General features: G+C 66.2%; 18 protein-coding genes and 1 tRNA gene. 5 read left to right on the forward strand and 14 right to left on the reverse strand.

Features of this window, described 5'->3' with window-relative positions; all coding sequences use genetic code 11:
- Window positions 1–146 precede the first annotated feature (146 nt).
- Window positions 147–222 (forward strand) — tRNA-Leu (locus FRCN3DRAFT_RS0237055).
- On the opposite strand, the gene FRCN3DRAFT_RS58015 is transcribed toward FRCN3DRAFT_RS0237055, so the two are convergent.
- The 12 genes from FRCN3DRAFT_RS58015 to FRCN3DRAFT_RS0237120 form a co-directional block, all read right to left on the reverse strand.
- Window positions 179–1,864: a recombinase family protein gene (locus tag FRCN3DRAFT_RS58015; protein WP_425343365.1), complete on the reverse strand. Its 1,686-nt coding sequence runs from the start codon at window positions 1,862–1,864 to the stop codon at window positions 179–181. The genes FRCN3DRAFT_RS0237055 and FRCN3DRAFT_RS58015 overlap by 44 nt on opposite strands.
- A 41-nt stretch (window positions 1,865–1,905) precedes the next feature.
- Window positions 1,906–2,358, reverse strand: coding sequence for a recombinase family protein (locus FRCN3DRAFT_RS58020; protein ID WP_007515311.1), 453 nt, complete (start codon window positions 2,356–2,358; stop codon window positions 1,906–1,908).
- 210 nt (window positions 2,359–2,568) lie between these two features.
- Window positions 2,569–2,925 carry a hypothetical protein gene (locus FRCN3DRAFT_RS0237070; protein WP_027141273.1) on the reverse strand — a complete coding sequence of 119 codons (357 nt, stop codon included), beginning with the start codon at window positions 2,923–2,925 and terminating at the stop codon, window positions 2,569–2,571.
- Window positions 2,926–2,967: 42 nt separating this feature from the next.
- The gene (locus FRCN3DRAFT_RS0237075; RefSeq protein ID WP_007515309.1) at window positions 2,968–4,008 is read right to left on the reverse strand and encodes a DNA-methyltransferase; all 1,041 of its coding nucleotides are present in this window, start codon (window positions 4,006–4,008) and stop codon (window positions 2,968–2,970) included.
- Window positions 4,005–4,757, reverse strand: coding sequence for a replication-relaxation family protein (locus tag FRCN3DRAFT_RS0237080; RefSeq protein WP_198536203.1), 753 nt, complete (start codon window positions 4,755–4,757; stop codon window positions 4,005–4,007). The genes FRCN3DRAFT_RS0237075 and FRCN3DRAFT_RS0237080 overlap by 4 nt, the downstream gene beginning before the upstream one ends.
- Window positions 4,758–4,908: 151 nt before the next feature.
- The gene (locus tag FRCN3DRAFT_RS0237085; protein WP_198536204.1) at window positions 4,909–7,026 is read right to left on the reverse strand and encodes a type IV secretion system DNA-binding domain-containing protein; all 2,118 of its coding nucleotides are present in this window, start codon (window positions 7,024–7,026) and stop codon (window positions 4,909–4,911) included.
- Between the two features lie 160 nt (window positions 7,027–7,186).
- On the reverse strand, window positions 7,187–7,360 hold the full coding sequence (locus FRCN3DRAFT_RS54535; protein ID WP_007515305.1) for a hypothetical protein: 174 nt from the start codon (window positions 7,358–7,360) through the stop codon (window positions 7,187–7,189).
- A 183-nt stretch (window positions 7,361–7,543) separates the two neighbouring features.
- Window positions 7,544–7,705 (reverse strand): hypothetical protein, encoded by a 162-nt coding sequence (locus tag FRCN3DRAFT_RS54540; RefSeq protein ID WP_007515304.1) that lies wholly within the window; start codon window positions 7,703–7,705, stop codon window positions 7,544–7,546.
- 222 nt (window positions 7,706–7,927) lie between these two features.
- The gene (locus FRCN3DRAFT_RS0237100) at window positions 7,928–8,158 is read right to left on the reverse strand and encodes a hypothetical protein (RefSeq protein WP_027141275.1); all 231 of its coding nucleotides are present in this window, start codon (window positions 8,156–8,158) and stop codon (window positions 7,928–7,930) included.
- Window positions 8,136–8,381, reverse strand: a complete 246-nt coding sequence (locus tag FRCN3DRAFT_RS0237105; RefSeq protein WP_007515302.1) for a hypothetical protein — start codon at window positions 8,379–8,381, stop codon at window positions 8,136–8,138. The genes FRCN3DRAFT_RS0237100 and FRCN3DRAFT_RS0237105 overlap by 23 nt, the downstream gene beginning before the upstream one ends.
- Before the next feature lie 97 nt (window positions 8,382–8,478).
- Entirely contained in the window at window positions 8,479–8,667 is a 189-nt protein-coding gene (locus tag FRCN3DRAFT_RS48070; RefSeq protein ID WP_007515300.1) for a hypothetical protein, read from the reverse strand.
- A gap of 1 nt (window position 8,668) precedes the next feature.
- Window positions 8,669–9,007: a hypothetical protein gene (locus FRCN3DRAFT_RS0237120; RefSeq protein WP_007515298.1), complete on the reverse strand. Its 339-nt coding sequence runs from the start codon at window positions 9,005–9,007 to the stop codon at window positions 8,669–8,671.
- Window positions 9,008–9,461: 454 nt separating this feature from the next.
- Between FRCN3DRAFT_RS0237120 and FRCN3DRAFT_RS54545 the strand changes: the two genes are divergently transcribed.
- Window positions 9,462–10,487: a helix-turn-helix domain-containing protein gene (locus tag FRCN3DRAFT_RS54545; protein WP_007515297.1), complete on the forward strand. Its 1,026-nt coding sequence runs from the start codon at window positions 9,462–9,464 to the stop codon at window positions 10,485–10,487.
- 131 nt (window positions 10,488–10,618) lie between these two features.
- Here the strand turns inward: FRCN3DRAFT_RS54545 and FRCN3DRAFT_RS48075 are convergent, their stop codons facing one another.
- Window positions 10,619–11,740, reverse strand: a complete 1,122-nt coding sequence (locus FRCN3DRAFT_RS48075) for a hypothetical protein (RefSeq protein ID WP_198536205.1) — start codon at window positions 11,738–11,740, stop codon at window positions 10,619–10,621.
- A gap of 266 nt (window positions 11,741–12,006) precedes the next feature.
- Between FRCN3DRAFT_RS48075 and FRCN3DRAFT_RS0237130 the strand changes: the two genes are divergently transcribed.
- On the forward strand, window positions 12,007–12,222 hold the full coding sequence (locus FRCN3DRAFT_RS0237130) for a helix-turn-helix domain-containing protein (RefSeq protein WP_007515295.1): 216 nt from the start codon (window positions 12,007–12,009) through the stop codon (window positions 12,220–12,222).
- A 255-nt stretch (window positions 12,223–12,477) separates the two neighbouring features.
- On the opposite strand, the gene FRCN3DRAFT_RS54550 is transcribed toward FRCN3DRAFT_RS0237130, so the two are convergent.
- Entirely contained in the window at window positions 12,478–12,696 is a 219-nt protein-coding gene (locus tag FRCN3DRAFT_RS54550) for a hypothetical protein (RefSeq protein ID WP_035931132.1), read from the reverse strand.
- 340 nt (window positions 12,697–13,036) lie between these two features.
- Between FRCN3DRAFT_RS54550 and FRCN3DRAFT_RS56840 the strand changes: the two genes are divergently transcribed.
- Window positions 13,037–14,431 (forward strand): helix-turn-helix domain-containing protein, encoded by a 1,395-nt coding sequence (locus FRCN3DRAFT_RS56840; protein ID WP_007515293.1) that lies wholly within the window; start codon window positions 13,037–13,039, stop codon window positions 14,429–14,431.
- Window positions 14,432–14,441: 10 nt separating this feature from the next.
- Window positions 14,442–14,924, forward strand: coding sequence for a GNAT family N-acetyltransferase (locus tag FRCN3DRAFT_RS0237145; RefSeq protein WP_007515292.1), 483 nt, complete (start codon window positions 14,442–14,444; stop codon window positions 14,922–14,924).
- The last annotated feature ends 6 nt before the right edge of the window (window positions 14,925–14,930 follow it).

Consider the following 14,930-nt stretch of genomic DNA (forward strand, 5'->3'; position numbering starts at 1 on the left):
CGACGGGCGGGGCGAGAGGTCGAAACGCACCCTACCCGGCTAGAGTCATCAGCGGGAGCACCTCCTGAGGCGCAGCGACAGGTGGACCGAGGCGCGACCGCCACGCCGCGTTCACCCCGGAGACGCCCCACGTACCTCCCCCGCCAGGCCCGGTACTCCAACGGCAGAGAGACGGTGCTCAAACCACCGACAGTGTGGGTTCGAATCCCACCCGGGCTACCAAATTGATCTCTTTCGAACCTCGCCCACGCTCAAGATCCCTTCCGGGAACAAGATCGTGGCCGAGGTTCGCTGCGTCTGAGGCCGGTGTCCGGTCGATGGTCGCGCGCTGGAAGGCGGTGCCGGCCAGGCTGGCGTAGGGCTCCCTGAGCACGACACCCGTGACCACGGGGCCATCGTCGTCTGGCTCCACGAGGAGCTTCTTGAAGATCGCCTGGTTGCTCAGGCGGCGGATGCGGGCGTCGGCTGCCTGGTAGACGTCGCCGCAGCGGCCGACCCAGGCCAGAGCCAGCCTCAAGGTCTCCTCGACGCTTTCGTAGACCGTCTCGGCGGCAACGAGGAGGTTCTGGGCACCCCGTAGCTCCCTGGCGATCCGCGCTTGCTCTTCGTGTGCCAGATCCTCCGGGATGCTGCCAGTCACGACACCCCGGGCGAGTCGCCGCCGCTCTTCGGTCAACTCCGCGACCCGACGCTTGGCCCACTGAAGCTCCGGGTCGGACTGCGCATGCTGGCGATCAAGCTCCGCGCGGAGCTGGGTGCGGATCTCGTCCTGCTCGGCTTCGGTGAAGCGGACGCTGGCGTAGTAGCGCTCCACTGCCTGCTCGACGGCCTCCACGCTCAGGTAGGGCATGGTGCAGTCGGTGCGGCGCTGGTGACGGCCCAAGCAGAAGAGGTAGAAGTACTGCTTGGCCCTCGTGATGCACAGGCGGCTGCCACACCAAGCGCAGGCGACGGTGCCCTTGAGGTAGTGGTTGTGGACGCGCTGCTTCTCCCCTGCCAGGTCGTGGGCCTTCAGTACCTCCTGGACGCGCTGGAAGAGGCTGTCCGAGATGAGGGGCTCATGGCGCCCTTCGTACTCGGTGCCGTTGAAGAGCACTTTGCCGATGTAGTACCGGTTACGCAGGACTCGCGAGACGTGGGAGGGGGCCAGCGGCCCCGGCACCTTGGGGCCGTGTGGCAGGGCCTTAAGTCCCTTCTCGGCCAAGGCTTCGGTGATGGTGCGGATGGTCCACTCCCCCGTGGCGTAGGCCTCGAAGGCCCACCGGATGAGCGGTGCCCGCTCCGGGTCGATAATGACGATGGCGACTTCGCGGCCCTCGATGCGCTGCCGGGTGTTGAGGTAGCCGACCGGGGCCCGGCCTGGCGTCCCGCCAAATTTCGCCTTCTGGGTCATGCCCTTCAGGGCTTCGGTGGCGAGGTTGCGGGAGTAGAACTCGGCAATGCCCGCCATGATGGCGTGCAGCAGCTGCCCTCCGGGGGTCTCGTCGATGTTTTCCTTGACGCTGACCAGCGTCGTACCCACGGTCTTCAGCTCGAACATGATGTTGGCGTCGTCCCGTCGGTTGCGGGCGAAGCGGTCCACCTTGTCCAGGATGACGTAATCGATGTCGCCTTGCTGCTTGACGAAGACCAGCATCTTCTGGAACTCACGCCGGTCAGCGGTCTTGGCCGACTCACCCCGGTCAACGAACTCCGCAACCACCTCAGCGTCCAGGCTCTCAGCTTTGTGCTCACAGGCGTCGCGTTGGGCGGGGAGAGAGCAGCCGTCTGGGTCATCGTCACGCTTCACCTGTTTGGCAGTCGACACCCGAAGGTAGATCACGGCTCGCTTGCTGCGTTCCGGCTCGGCTATGGCGAGGTCCATTGGCGGGAGGGGTGGCAGCGCGGCCCCGGCCGCTGCGGTGTTCACCGGGCGCTCCGGTGGCGGTACAGCTCGGCCACGGTGCTGTGGACCTGCGCCGCGAAGCGGTCCACCTCGGTTGGTGCGTGACTCGGCACGCCTTCGGCGGCGCTCACGAGCCGCACCCCGAGTCCGTCCAACGCAAGTCGGACGCCCCGATTGTCAGTAATGTTCCGGCCCAGCTTGTCGCGGGAGGCCACGAGGAACCAGGACACATCACGGCTTCGTCTCAGGTCGCCCAGCAGCTTCTGTAGGCCCGGCCGGTCGCCGAACCTGCCGGAGCCACCGTGATCGGCGTAGACGCCGGTGACCTGCGCACCCAGCTGGCTGGCGAGGTCCTCGCACTCCTGGCGCTGGCGGTCGATGGCGGCTTCCCACCCCGGCGTACGCCCTACCCGCAGGTAGATGACGGCCTTCTTCTGCGAAGCCTGTTCGACATTTGATGATAGCTTTTCCATAAGTGACCTCCCGTTCTTCAAAAATCATTGTGCGACCCAGCCCATTCTATTTCATTTCCGGCCCAAAATACCCGTCATTCTTCCAGGAATTTGGACCCACACGAACGCCCGTTTTTTAGCTTTGCACAGGCAAAAACTGGCAGGTTGATGGCCGGAGAGATGCGCGTTCGCGCACCCCTCCGGCCGATTGGATGTAGCTGTTTGGCTACCTCACTTGGCGCCCCGCGTTCCAGGCTTGACAGGGCTCTCGCCAGGCACCGGCGTTTCGGCGGCGGGCCTCAGCAGGGCTTCAACCGCCTGGCGGGCGGCCGCGGCTTGGACCTCGGCTTCGGCAATAACGGCCTGCGCCTTCTCGGCGAAGTCCGGCGCGGAGCGCTTGGCCTCGACGTAGAACTCGGCGGCGGCCAGGAGGGCCGCCCCCATGGTGGAGTCGTCCACCCGGACGATCAGCTCCAGCTGCGAATGCAGGGCATTCGGCAGCCGGACTGCCAGGGTCTTGTAGGCCCCGGACTTGCCTGATGGCTCCGTCATGACGGAAACCTCCTCGGTGCGGGTGCGGCCGCTCATCCCTTTGGATGAGGACTTCGGCCGCACGACACCGGCGAGGTGTCAAACGGGGCAGACCGTCGCCTCTCCGGGCGGCCCGCAGGTCTTCGATATCCGATCTTCGGCCAGCTTCACGTACTCCGGGTTCAGCTCGATGCCGAGCCAATCACGACCGTTTTGGCAGGCCACCACCCCTACGGTCCCGGTTCCAAAAAATGGATCAAGGGCGACGCCCGGGACGGTCGGGGCCTCGCAGTCGCACCGGATGAAGTCACCGGCCTCACGGGTCGTTGTGGCTTCCTGATCTTTCGCGTTCCACATATGCCGCACGGTGTAGCGCCGTTTCCAGCCCTGGCCGCAGGCCGTACAGACCGCCTCTGGACAGGTTGCGAGGAGCGGACGGCGGACCAGACCCGGCGGGAACGTTGCGAAGTGCGATCCCCGGAAGTTGGCCGCTGCCAGCTGCCAAACGTCCCCAGGGTTCTTTCCGAGCGGATGGCCCGGTTGCCCCGGCGGACGCTCCCGTCGCAGGCCCTCGTTGGAGGCGGCCAGCGGCCCCCGGTACGTCGGCTTGGCGTAGTCGGCCTTGGCCGCGGCCTTGCCGCCGCCGGAGCGGTGTGGCTCCCGGATGGCATCCAGGTTGTACCAATATCTGGGACTGCGGGTGAGGTAGAAGACCACCTCGTAGGTCAAGGTCAGGCGGTCCGAGATCGACGACGGCATGGGGTTGGTCTTGCTCCAAATCACCTTATTTCGGATCAACCACCCGTCTGCCGCCAGCGCCAGGACCAGCCGTTCCGGTGCCAGCAGCAAGCCCTTGGGCGGCGCGCCGTACTTGGCGTGGCGGCTGAAGCTGTCGCCCAGGTTCAGCCAGACGCTGCCTGTGGGCTTGATGACCCGCGCCAGTTGGCGGAAGACCGGCAGCAGGTCTGCTACCCAGTCGTCCACCGTGGCCTCCAGGCCCAGCTGATCATCGACGCCGTAATCCCGCAGCGCGAAATACGGAGGCGAAGTGATCACGGAGTCCACCGAGGCTGTAGGCAGTTCGCTCAAGCGGGTAGCGGCGTCGCCCGCCAGGATGGTGTTGCGGGGTAGCTCCGTCATACGCCTGCCCCCTGGATCAGGCGGGGTATGGCCTCGCTGAAGGTGGCGACGGTGAACAGCTGCCAGGTGTCCGCGGGGAGGCGGCTCAGGACGGCTAGGAGTTGATCGCGGCGGGCTTCGTCCGGCACCAGCCACAGCACCCGGGGGAAGACCTCGCCCTCCCGGCCGGACTGCCAGTAGCGGATGTAGACCTCGCACTTGCGGCGGATGGTCGGCATGGACTCCGTGGCGCGGTCCACCTCCACCATCCAGGTGTCTTCGTAGCGGCCGAGCTTCAAGGCGACCCGGGCGTCCGGTTTCAGCACCATCCGCCCGCCGCCGACACCGGGGAAGCTGCGCCAGCTGGCCGGTTCCGCCTGGAAGCCAGCTACCACGACGAGCCCGGCGGTTTCGGCTTCGCGCAGCGAGACGAACAGCTCCGTCACGGCCAAGGAGTGCGCCAGGAAGGGCGTCCCCACCGGCCACGGCCGCTGCCAACGTTGCCGCTCCGGGGCCATCAGTCGCAGGCCCGCCACGTCGAGCGTGTAGACAAACCCCGCCGAGCCGGCCCGCACCCCGCCAATCCGCCGGGGCAGCCGCCCCACCAGCCGCCGAGCCACCATCGAGGCCAGGACGCCACGGGCCTGCCGCGCCGAGACGCCGCCCAGGTGCAGCCGGACCAACTGCGCCCCGGTGGCTACGCGCACCACCGCCACGGTTGAAAGAATCTCCCGCTCCCGGAGCGTGATGGTTGCGGCCAGAGCCGCCACCTGCCGTGCGGTGACGTAGCCCCGGCTCATGAATGCACCTCACGAAGGAGCTGGGGAGTCGTCTGCACATTTGGCCGGGACACCGCGCCCGGCCACGGCAAACGTGGCAGCCAACTCGACGCGACCGGCACAGCGGCCGGAAGTCCCCGGCTCATTCGGACACCTCCCGGCGGCCAACCCGTCCGGCAGGACGGCGGCCTTCATGCCGAGCCCGAATGGCGGCTTCAACGGGTTCCCGGTCCTGGCCCCAGCGCTGCCGCGAAGCTGCCCGTACCAGGGCGGCCGCCTGGCCCGTGGGCGGAGGCGGCGGCAACGTCGCGCCGGTAGCGGGTGGAGCCACCCGCGAGCCCGCCGACAGCGACACCACCACCTCGTACGCGCCCAGCCCTTGCAGGTCCGACGCCCCCAGATGGGGCGACAGCTCCTTGGCGAGCCGCCCCGCGTCCGAGGCCGAGGTCTGGAAGATCACCCGGGAGCGGGCGTTGGCCAGGACTGCTTCCCGGAGATCATTCGGAAGCTGGCCGAGGTGCTGATGGGCCAAGGTCATGCCCAACCCCAAGCCGCGAGCCTGCGCCAAGATGTCGCCGAAGTTCTGGGGCATGTTGATGAAGTCCTGGAACTCGTCGGCGTAGAGGAAGGTGGTGGGCCGCTGCTCCGCCGCAATCGCACTGCGGCCAAGCGTGGCCTGCCAGACGCGGGCAACCACCAAGGACCCGACTAACGCCGCCGCTTCCTCGCCCAAGACGCCCTTGGTCAGGGGCACGAGCACGATGCGGCGACGGGCCAAGGCGTCGGCCAGATCCAGCCGGGGCGTGGCCTGGCCCAGGACGTTGCGCACCCGGCGGCGCAGGAGGAAGGCCCGCAACTTGTTCATCACGGGGCCGATGGCCTGGGCACGTTCTGCGTCGCTCATGGCCTCGTAGGCGGCCCAGAAGGGGCCGAGGGCTACCGGGTCATCCACCTTGGCCACGAGCCGCCGCCGGAATCCGGCGTCGGTGAGGATCAGCGGCACCTCGGTCAGCGTCATGCCGGGTTCGGCCGCCAAGGTGAGCAGCGCGGAGCGCAGGATGTCGTCGGTGCGCGGACCCCAGAATGCCTTGTACAGCTGGTGGAAGATGCCGACGATCTGATCAGCGGCCAGCTCCGGAGCACGGTGGCTGCCGGACAGCAGGTTCAGCCCTACGGGACGGGCCTCGTCCGCCGGGTCCAAGATCACGACGTCATCCCGGCGGTTTTCGGGTACGCGGTCGAGGACGTCCGCCACGAGGTCGCCCTTGGGATCAAGGACCACCACGCCGCGCCCGGCCTTCATGTCCTGGGTCACGAGGTTCGTGATCAAGGACGACTTGCCTGATCCAGTCGGGCCTATCAGATGCAGGTGGCGAAGCGAGTCCGTCACCGACAGCCCCAAGGGTCGCTCCGCGCCCGGGAAGGTTGACCGGGCCAGCACCCGCGGCCCCATGGGGATGTCGGAGGACGGTGCCAGCTGCCGGGTTCCGCCCAGCCGTAGACCCGGCAGCATCACGGAGCCCAAGGGGAAGGCCACGAGCGCCGCGAGCTCCGAGACGTTCAGCACCAGCGGGAACGTCACCACCGGCAGGCGGTGGGCGGCCAAGTCTGCGGCCACCCGGCCCCGCCCGAGGCGACGACGGTAGAAGCTCACCCCAGGGGCGTGGGCCGTGTGCATGGCGGCGTTCACCCTGCCGAGCAATTGCCCCGCCCGTGCCTGCGTCCGGGCCGTGGCTCCAATCCGCCCGGCAGCCACCCACATGGCCCCGGACTGCTTGGCCCGCAGGTCCTTGGCGGCAGCCGCGTCGAGCCTCGGCCCGGACACCAGCCGCTCCATCACCTGCCCGATGAACCCAGCGGACCCCGGCCCCGTGCTGTCGGCCACCGGCCGTGTTGGCCGGGCGGGCATCAGGGCCCACTGCATGACGAGCCGTTCCCCAGCGGCCAGCGGTTGGAGGCTCGCCAGCAGCGCCGTCGACACCACTTCGGGGCGGCTCGTATCCAGGGGGCGGCGCAGGGTGGACAGGCCAAGGCTCACGGCGGCCGTGGCCGTCGGAGTCTTGTAAGCGGGGTCCTCGGTGACGGCCACGTCCGGAAGGGCGGCCCGGATGGCGGACAGCACCACGGCCGTGTCCACCCGTGGCACCAGCAGGTGATGGGCGATCCCGGCGGCGGTGGCCGATACCTCGATCACCACCCCGCGCACGGCCCAGGCCCGCCGCCACCAGGGCGCGGCCAGCCCCGACAGGCCGGTGAGCATCGCGGTCACCGCCATCGGCTCCATACCTCGGGGAAAACGCAGGGCGAAAACCGCCAGGTCCCGCCGCCAGCGGGCCTCTTCCCGTGCCCGCAGGGCCACGATCCCCGCCATAGCCGAGGTGAGCAGGCCGCAGACGACCAGGCAGGTCCAGAACAGAAGATCACTGCTCATCCCGGGCCTCCTTCTCCTGGGCCTGGGCTTCCTGCGTTTCTGCTGCCCGCCCCTCCTTGGCCCGTACCTGCTGCTGCCGGGCCAGCTCTATAAGCGCCAGTACGTACAGGCCAATTTGTGGTTTCTCGCGGGGCACCCCCGTAATGCGAATACGACGACTCATACACACCCTCCTTGCATGATTACTTGCCTACTGTCCCCCCGGAATTTGGCCGCACGAAAGACACCTCCTGGCGAGTTCGGGTGCGGACGTGCTACGCGAATAGTTATAGCCTGCTACCGCTAGCACTTCCGCAGGTAAAGTGCCAAAAATGAGTACGAACGAAATACGAACACCTGGAACAACTCACAGGTGAGAACGCCAGCGTAGGATGATGACGGCCACCAGGACCATGATGAAGACGGGTACCAGGGCGGGCAGGGCGGCCGAGACAAACCCGGCCGCCACCTTCACCCCGACGCAGACCGCCACAACCAAACCCAGCGTCTCGCCGAGCTTCTTTCTCACGCCTCCGGCTCCTCGGGTGGGCGCTTCCGGCGGCGGCCGGACCGCGCCCCGCATGAGGGGCACCGGGACGGCGAAACATGCAGGCAGAAGCCGCCGCCGCAGCGCGAACAGCACCAGCCCGCCCGCACGGCGTGAGCGAGAGCCGAACCTACGAACCGGCGGCCGGGGGCGTCGCCGCTGTCATCCGGCCTCAGGTCATCGTCTTCCGGCGGCTCGGGCCGGTCAGTCTCGGTCACGACGCCCCCGCCTGGCCTCTATCTGCGCGTGAAGCACCCGGGCCCGGGCCTTGGCCGCGGCGGTGTAGAGCTTCACCACGGCATGGCCGATGACGAAGGCGAGCAGCACCGGCTGCATGGGCGCAAGCACCCACCAGGCCAGCTTGATCACCAGGAGCACGCCGGCGGCTCCGGCCAGGCCTGCCGCCAGGCCCTTACCGGTCGCGCCGCTTGGCATCTTTAGAGATTTCACGGGCTACCTCCAGTTTGAGGAGTCGGGAGAGTGCGAGGATGAGGAGAAGATGGAGGCGGTACGACACCGCCTCACGTAGGCGAACCCGCAGCCGAGGTAGCTCCTCGACGAGCAGGAGCCAGGCAAGCGCCAGGATGAACGCGGCGCCGAAACCTGCGCAGGTGAGGATGAGGTAGCCGGGCCAGGTGTTCAGAAGCGTGTGGATCATGGCCTCTTTCGCCGGATCTCACGCCAAGCTTTGGGGGCCATCCAGGCTGCCAGGCCGAGGAAGTAGGCGTAGGCCAGGATTTCGATGATGGTGCTGATCACCCGTTCTCGAACTCCTGGATGATTTCCTCCAACACGGCCTCCGCCTCGGCTTGCAGTGCGATTACCGCAGGCGCGAGGTCCGGCCAGGTATGCAACATCCATTGCGCATGAGCTTCGTGCTCTGCACGTATCGACTTGGCACAAGCCCGCAGCCGAGCTAGTTTGATCTCCTTGTCGGTGGCCACGTCAACCCCTCGTCATATAACCGGCGAGGAGGTCGGTCAGGCCCAGGTGGAGGATCTCCTCCATCTTCCTGAGGTTCAGCTCCACTCCTGGCTTGCCCTCCGAGACTGCGGAGATGAGGGCATCCGTCTGCACGACCTGCCGGGCAATCGCGCGGTACAGCTGCCCGCCACCAGCCGCCCGTAGTTGTGCCTGCAGGAGGGCGAGGTCTTCCGCCCGTGCCACGGCCCGGGCACGGATGACGGCCTCGCCGTCCACCTCCCGCAGGCGGCGGGCGACAGTGCGGCCTTGGGTGGTGAAGCGGTCGAGGCCGGTGGCGCGGTAGAGTTCAAGATCGTTCATCTGGCAATACCTCGCTTTGGGGGTTCGGGGCATCCGTTCTCGACCGTTGTCTCTGCTCCTGTTGCACGGTGCGAAGTCGCTGCGTGTCTGCGGCGCTCTGCAGGCCGTTCAGGTAGCAGACAAGACTGAGCCCAGTTGCGACGGCCGCGATGACAACGGCCAGACCGAGGACCAGCATCGTTTCCATGCACCAAATCGTCGGAGCACGTCATTGAAAATTGAATGCTAAACTCGCGGATCTTTTGGCAGATACTCGCAACGAGACTTCAAGTTAACAAACTGTCTCTCATGCCAACACACCGATCTGCAGGTGGCCTAAGGTCAGGATGGGCCAAACAGCGGGGGCGAGTACGATTAACGGAGTGCCTGACTACCAATTGGTAGTCAGGCCCCTGAAGCGGGCTACCAATTAATCGGTCTATCCGGATCGAGGCAGCACCGATAGGATCACCGCATGCAACGCGCGACTGAAGATGAGATCCATCGGCTAGCGGCCCAGCTCACGAGTGCGCTGACATCTCTGCGGCAGCGCGCCGGAGCAACGGTAGAACGCATCGGGCGGCAGAAGATGCCCACCGGCAGGTCGGGGCAGTACCGGCAACCGCTCTTGGAGCTAGGCCAACTGGAGGGCTCCCTTGATGCTCAGGCTCGCGAGTTTCAGCAGATTCTCACCAAGGTTGCCCGGAGCCTAGAGGGCACTGTAGGAGTAAAGAATGTGCCCAGGTCAGAAGTCGCCATGTGCTGTATGGGACTTGAGGAGTGGGCAGCCCACGGTGATTTGATGCCTCGTCGAGACGTCTTGGCGAGGCGTATCGGTATGAGCATTGAGACCATCATTGACTGGGAAAATGAGACGGTAATTCCGGCGCTAGCGGATCGACTAGCCAGAGCACTAAGAGAGCCAGTGATGAACGAAGACCGCGGTTATGTCTGGCGAGGCAATGAATTTACTTCTTACTACGACGAGAACGGTTGGCTCAGTATCATTGACTACAGCGCAACCGCCAAGGCAACCCGCGACGGAATCCGCATAGTTACGAAGACCTTGGTGTATCTGGGCGACTGCGTGAGAAACACAGTAGAAGTCGACGGCCCTATAAAGCGCGGCCGCTTGATTGATGTTCAATTCGACGGCGTCCAAAACTGGGCTATACCTATTGAACTTCCTCGCGAACTCAAGAAGGGCGAAAGTCACCCTCTTGGGTTCCGTCTCAGATACAACCTTACAGCCCCCTCCAAGCCGCTGGTATTTACGAGTGCCGAGGAGCAGCGAGTCGAAGAGGAGGTTTTTAGGCTTCAGTTCCACCCCAGCAAGATCCCGGCGAGCATTTGGTGTTTTAATAACGTAAAAGCGGGTCTATTCTCGACAGGGCCAGAAAATGGACAGCCTCTAGAGGTCGACACCTCCGGATATGTAGAACATGCGCTTTGTGAGCCAGTCGAGCGAGGGAACATCTCTGGCATTTCGTGGAGGTTTTGATATAATCTGAAAATTAAAGAGGATCTCAAAATGGGTGACGTAAACTAATAAGTTGAAGATCGGAGAGGCTAGCTAAGCCTCCCCCACAGCTCGACGGTAGCCTTCGGAAACGGTCGAGCGGTTGGGGTGTCTTATTGCAATTTTTCGGATTTCTCTAGCTCCCACGCCAGAACCACCCCTGACCGTGGCAACACCCACCCGTCGAACTCGGCCCGGATCGCCTGCTCCGGCACCGACTCCGGCGCCTCGCTGATGCGGGCGTGGTTGCTACTGGCGAAGAAGTCGAGGAGCCGCACGTCCCGAACATCCGCGTCGCGGTAGTCCAGCTGGACCGTTAGCCCTCTGGTGGGCTTTTCCACATCAATTTTGATCAGTCTTCCGTCCTGGCGTACCAACGTCCGGTAGGTGTAAGAGATCACCACCGGCTCACCCGCCTCAACGGCGGCCTTGCCGACGGAGACGCTGTAGGTCTGGCTCCCGTCGCGGGAGCTACGGCGGATGCGCCGCTCCTGGCCATCCACCGTGAACTGGACCAGCTCGAAGGCTTCCGGGGAGCCGCCGTCGAGATCGTCCACGGCCCGGAACCACCAGGCCGAGGTTGGCCCGGCCTCCTGGCTCAGGTCCCGGTACTCCTGACGGTCGGAGACGCAGACGAAGCGGCGCATGGAGCTGGCCGGGATAGTCGTGTACTCCCACCGGGCAGTCAGGGCGAACATCGGAGTGCGGGTAGCGGCAGAGGCACTCCCTCCGGGAGTGCCTCTAACCATGGTTAGAGGCGACAGCGTGAGCTCCACCCGGGCGTCGTGCCACCGCTCCGTGGCGGCGATGGCCTGGTCCCGGATGTCGTCGTACAGCTCGCGGGCGAAGGTGGCGTCGCCGAGACGCAGCGCCAGGCTGTTGCGCAAAATCTCGTCCAGCATCTCGGGCGTGGCCACCCGCGCCAGGTCTGCTTGATCGAAGGCGAACCCGCGGATGACGGCATCCCGCAGAGCGGGCGCTTCCTCCGTGATGACCTGCCGTAGTTGCTCTGTCTGGAGGCGGCCCGCCTGCTTCCGCTGAAAGTAGTCCAGGCCGATCCCGAGCAGGCCGAAGGAAAACAGGATGCCGCCGATCTCGCTCACGGGGAAGAATGAGAGCCAGGCGAGCTTCGGAAAAAGATGCAAGTTCTTGGCGAGCACCAGCAACCCGACCCCGAGCACGGCAACCACGAGGCCGATGAAGGCGGTTTGGAGCTTGTCATAGTCTTCGTGCAAGTTTGCCATGGTGTTTCGCGATTATTGTAACACTTTGTGATCACTGGCGGCGAGTACCTCGGGCGCAGCACAAAGCTCCGGAGCCTCGGCCATATGCCGATAACCTCCGGAGCTTTGCGGGGGCGCTTGCCCCCGGTGCATCAGCTACCCTCGCCGCCGGTCATGTTCCCACCTCCTTTCTTCTCGCGGGATTTGTCTGACAGGCCCGATGCTACTCATAAGTCTGTAGACCTACAAGTAGCAGGCCGGGCACCGTCAGGTCTGTCATGGAGGGCGACCTGCAGCGCATCGTGGGGCGCAATCTGCGCCGCTACCGCGAGGGACGCGGCCTCAGCCAGGAAGCCTTCGCCGATGTCGTCGGCGTCCACCGCACTTACATGGGCGGCCTTGAGCGCGGCGAGCGCAACCTGACGCTGCGGTCCCTGGAACGGCTGGCGGCCGCCCTCCACGTTGATCCGTTGGACCTGCTCAAGGAGTCATAGCGGCCGTAGGGCCAGCCTCTCCCGGCTCACAGATGGGAAAGGCCGGATCTTCCACCGGCTCACAGCCACCGATCTTGGTGAAAATCGTCCAGGCGATCAGCTCGCAGGTGCCCTGCCCAATCCGTCGCGTAATCCGCTGGGATCGGTCCTCGACTTCGAGCGGGAGAACGGCGTCCGGCTTCTCGGCCGCCAGATGCGCCCAGGCATGGGCCTCGCTCCAGTCGGTGAAGGTGGCAAGCTGCTCCCCGTAGCCGTTCAGGACGGCGTAGGGCCGGATGCGTCGGACTGGTTCCGGCCGGACGCTCGCCGCTGTTCCCTCCCGGCCAGCTTCGCCAGCTGCGTCTCGATCCACCGGGCCTCCTCGGTGACGGTTTCAGTCCGCTCCAGCAGCGCGGCGTATTCCAGTGGTTCCGCTGGCAGCCGGTCCTGGTGCCGGACCAGATTGACTTCCAACTCCTCCATCTGCGCCACCACGACCCGGCACTCCATCTGGAGGAGGCGTAAGGGCAAGTTGTCGTGCTCCGGTGGCTCTCCCGGACAGGCCCCGCTGATCCAGCCACCCACTGCCTGCCTCCTGCCATTCGCCTTCGCCCCGTGTGGCGGGCACCCGGGGCCGGGCGGATATGCCAGGCGACGGTTTCTCGCACCCGGCCCCGGGGCCTGGCCGGACACTCGCGCACCCACCCGGCCCGGCCAAGACGTTCCGGGAATGTGGATCATGCGCCGGACGTATGGGGGAATCGCCACCACGTACCGTGATGGTTAGACTGCGGAACCGGCCGGATGATCTGGTCTCGCGCGAAATGGGGGCGCCATGGTGGACGAGGGCGAACCCTCCCGCCGGTACTGCCGCTGCGGCACGCGCTTGGCCCGCGATAACTCCGGCTCCCAATGCGCCGCTTGCGCCCGCCAGGCCCGGGAGCTGGTGGCTGCGGCTCCGGAAGTTCCCGCCCAGTTCTGGGAGACGGACCAGCTGCGGGACGCCCTCGCGGCTTGGCACATGGGCCGGGTGATCACCGCTTACCGCACCCACCCCTTCCACAGCCCGCCCCTGTCCCAGGAGATCGTGGCGGGCTGGATGGGCCTGACCCAGGCCCAGCTGTCCCGCATCGAGTCCGGCGAACCCGTCACCGATCTGGTGCGGCTCATCCGCTGGGCGCGGGCCCTGCGCATCCCCGAAGCGTTGCTGTGGTTCAAGCTGCCGCCACAGCCAGGGGGCGTCACGCTCGCCGGTCCCGTAGACCAGTTGGAGCAGCTGCGCCGCCAGGCCGAGGGCCACCTCACCACCGGCGCACCGGCCGCGGCCACGCTCGATGACTGGGAGCAGCTCGTTGCCGGGCACGGGCGGGCGACGCGGTACCTGCCCGCCGCCGTGCAGCTGGACGACTTGGCCGCCGACTTCGCCGAAGTGCAACACGCCTTGTCAACCCGCCAGCCGTCCAGCACGACGAGGCAACTCACCCGCATCACGGCGCAGTTGGCCGGGCTCATCAGCTTGTCGCTCATCAAGATGGGACAGCGCGGCCCCGCCCGGGCCTGGGGCCGGACGGCACGGTTGGCCGCCGGGGAAGCCGGAGATCCGGCGGTGGCGTCGTGGGTTCGGGCCCAGGACGCTTACACCTATTACTACGGCGGCTCCGTGCCTGAGGCCATCGCGGCGGCGAAGGAAGCCCAGGCCCTTGCGGGCCAAACGCCCTGCGTGGGGGCTGTATTGGCCGCCGCGCTCCAGGCCCGCGCCCATGCAGTCCTCGGGCAGCAAGCCGAAACCGACGCGGCCCTGCGCCGGGCCGAAGCCATCCTGAGCAGCCTGGCTACAGAAGACGTGACGGAGTCCGCCTTCGGCTACAACGAAGCCCAACTCCGCTTCCACGAGGGCAACGCCCTGACCCATCTCCACGACCGAAGCCGGGTCTGGGAGGCCACCGATCGGGCCTTGACCCTGTACCCGGCCAGCGACTACATGGACCGCACCCTCATCCAGTTGGACCGGGCCGATTGCCTCATCCATGACGGCGAGGTCGCCGAAGGGGCCGCCCGCGTCGCGCGGACCCTTCTGGAACTGCCACCGGGGCGGCGGGACGGGCTCATCCTCCAGCGGGCTCGGGGCCTGGCCCAGGCCACCGCCCGCCATCACCGGACGCTGCCTGCTGTCCGGCAGTTGTACGAAGTGCTCGAACTGCCTGCCGGATCTGTCGGAGGCGGGGCCTAAACTCTCGCGGGTGACGATTTCGGTACAGCCTGCCAGCCAGGACGACGCCGAAGACCTGGCCGCCCTCATGGCCGAGCTGGACTCCTTCTACGGCGCGCCGCCCACCGAGCAGCCTGCCGAGCGTCTCGCCCAGATCCGGCGGCTTCTCTTCGGCCCGGTCCCTGTGGCCTACGTCTTGCTGGCCCGGGACAAGGGCCGACTGGTCGGCATGGCTTCGTACTCCTACTTGTGGCCTGCTGCCGGAGTCACTCACTCGCTGTTTCTCAAGGAGCTGTACGTGTCCGCGGACGCCCGGAGGCACGGTGTGGGGCGGCTGCTCATGGAGCGGCTTCAGGCCATGGCCACCGAGCAGGGGTGCAGCCGGTTCGAGTGGACGACCGATCTGGAAAACACGGCAGCGCAGGCATTCTATGACGCCTTGGGTACTCGGGTGCATGAGGGCAAGGTGTTTTACCGGGTTGAGGGCGGCACGGCCACATCCATTAACACTTGACCTTAG

Source organism: Pseudofrankia saprophytica, from assembly GCF_000235425.2.
GTDB lineage: Bacteria > Actinomycetota > Actinomycetes > Frankiales > Frankiaceae > Pseudofrankia > Pseudofrankia saprophytica.